Below are 1876 nucleotides of genomic sequence, written 5' to 3'. Positions count from 1 at the left end.
TCCTCTCGCCCCCTTGGAGCTATCCCGCATCACCCTTGGTGGCTTCAATCCAGAAGACCCAATTCACGATGCTGTCTTTCAGTACTACAAATCAGGTCAGCCTCTTCCTGTCACTTGGGATGAAGCACTAGATCTCTGGCTCAAGGAAGCCAATAGGAACCGCCTACAGCCTGTTTCTGCTGGAACCATCCCAAAAGTTAGAGAAGCTGTTGAAGCCTTCTCTCATAACGGACAACCACACCAAATCACTAAACAAATAGTGAGGCAGTGGATTGATGACATGGAAGAGAAGTACAAGCCAAACTCAATCAAAACTAAAAAGGGCTACTTAACTGCTGTCTTCTCAGCACTCATCACTAATGACATGGTCAATACGTCTAACCCTTTTAAAGACGTTAAATACAGTGCCAAAACTCCTTTGGCTGAACAACGTAGAACCTTCACTGATGAAGAGATCAGACTCATTCATCAGAAATACCCACAAGTGTTCTGGATGATCATGACCGGCTTGAGGTCAGGTGAGTACTTCTCTCGTCTTTCTCAAGATCTCCACGGTCAGATGCTGACAATTGATAGACAGCCTTCCAAAGGTGAGTGGAGACCTAAAACACCTTCCTCTTATCGAAGACTTCCTGTCCCAAAAGACTTTGAGCTAACACCTCACAAGATCATGGTCTCTTCAAAAACAACAATGCTTGCAAGGGAGTTGAGTAAAGACATCCCTGATCCAACGGCAACAGTCCACAGTGCTAGGCACACCTTTTACTCAATCTCTAGACGTGCTGATTGCAATGACTCTGTTATTGAAGCAATCACAGGTCATGCCAAGAAAGAAGGGTCGCGAGTAGCTCAGTCTTATGGTCTATTTGCTGATGAAGTCTTGCTTAGAGAAGCACAAAAAGTCTGGACATTCATAGAGAACTTGCTTGGCTGAACTTCTTTATCGCCTCTAATTATCCCTGCTTCTCATTGTGTGATGGCTGACTCAGCTCTTGCTTTAAATAGCCAGCTACACCAGCAATCATTGGGATCGTAAAACCAACAATGGCTATAAATGCCATCCCCTGGACAAACCATCGTGGTGAAAGAGGTTTGTCTTCCATTGTCTAAATCCAAAAAGTAATTATACCAATGAAAGATGATGAGAGGACCAAATGGTGCGGACTGCATCAGCTTATGTTTTTTATATAGTAAGATATCTTAGTGGCGTAAATGACATCTACTCTCGCTGGAACCATTGATCAAGTAATGAAAAAAATAAGGCAATAAATAATAAAACAGTAGATACAATCAAGAAAAGCATCGTAAGCCTTAGGGCTTACAAATTAAATATCGTGATCACAAGCTTTGCGTAGTAAATAATGTCTTATGGTGTCCCATATGGCACAAAGGCAGGATACTTTGTTCAAGACGGGTACAGCCTTGTGTCTGTTGATGATGACTGGAGTACAGAAGCCGCTGGCTGGCTGCTTTGAGGACGTTCACTCGTATTGGGGATATGTTTTTGAGCGCCTGATAGAAGACCTCAGATATTCCCCTATAGGTGTCAATGTCGGTCGAGGTTGGAGGGCGGCTGGCCCTTATGGATTACTTCGGCTTATGTCTTAGTGCGTGGGTCATCCGATAGCTCGCTTTTGCGTTAGGGCTAGTTTTTGAAGACGATTAATAGTTAAGTGCGCTTGACAACTGCTTATTGAAAAATCTAGTTACTGAAAGGCTTGTCAAGTGTTAGATAGGTGCAGCTTGTGCTCAATCTTCTCAACCTTCCTCAATATCTTCTGCGCTTTCTTTCTGGTTAAACAGGTCACAGCCTGTCGTTCAAGTTTACGCAACTTGGCATGTGGGTTGTGGTGTTTCATCGGTAGTAAACAGTCAG

Annotated in this window: 1 protein-coding gene; it reads left to right on the top strand. The window is 43.6% G+C overall.

From position 1 onward, the window contains the following. A partial coding sequence (locus tag WH5701_RS17305) for a hypothetical protein (RefSeq protein WP_232201738.1) occupies positions 1 to 934 on the top strand: 934 nt, incomplete at its 5' end. Positions 935 to 1876: the final 942 nt, after the last annotated feature.

It is taken from the genome of Synechococcus sp. WH 5701 (genome assembly GCF_000153045.1).
GTDB lineage: Bacteria > Cyanobacteriota > Cyanobacteriia > PCC-6307 > Cyanobiaceae > Regnicoccus_A > Regnicoccus_A antarcticus.
This window is presented reverse-complemented; position numbering and strand designations above follow the sequence as displayed.